We start from the raw sequence: 560 nt of genomic DNA, 5'->3' as shown, positions 1-560 counted from the left end.
CTGGACGACCCCCCGTGTCCGTGACGTCGTCGGGCGACACCTGGGGGTGTGGTACCACGTCGACCATGTCCGCAAGGTGCTTCATCGCCTGGGGTTCTCTCCCCAGAAACCTGGGAAAGGGGCACTGGAACAGAACGAGGAGGCCGTACGGACCTGGGTGCAGACCACGCACCCGGGTGTCGAAAAAAAAGATCGAGCAGGGCGCCACGCTCGTCTATCTCGATGAAGTGGGGTTCAGTCTGAAAGGCGTGCTCCGACGGACATGGGCAAAACGGGGGGAGACGCCCCTGGTGCGTCTTCCGGCCAGTTGGCAGAACCTCTCGACGATTGGCGCGATCACGTCGAACGGGCAATTTCTCCAGCACACCCAGTCAGGAGCGGTCAAGACCGGTGATGTCCTGGCCTTCCTGAACCACCTGCTGAAGCATGTGGTGGGCGAACTGGTGGTGGTGCTGGACAACGCTGCGATTCACCGGGCGAAGGCCGTTTCGGCCTTCGTGGGGACGCAGGATCGGCTCTCGTTGGTGTACTTGCCGCCGTATTCACCGGAGTTCAATCCG

General features: G+C 62.1%; 1 pseudogene. It reads left to right on the top strand.

From position 1 onward, the window contains the following. Positions 1 to 560, top strand: a pseudogene (locus IEY33_RS19100) (IS630 family transposase); the annotation flags it as partial.

Source organism: Deinococcus aquiradiocola (assembly GCF_014646915.1).
Lineage (GTDB): Bacteria > Deinococcota > Deinococci > Deinococcales > Deinococcaceae > Deinococcus > Deinococcus aquiradiocola.
This window is presented reverse-complemented; position numbering and strand designations above follow the sequence as displayed.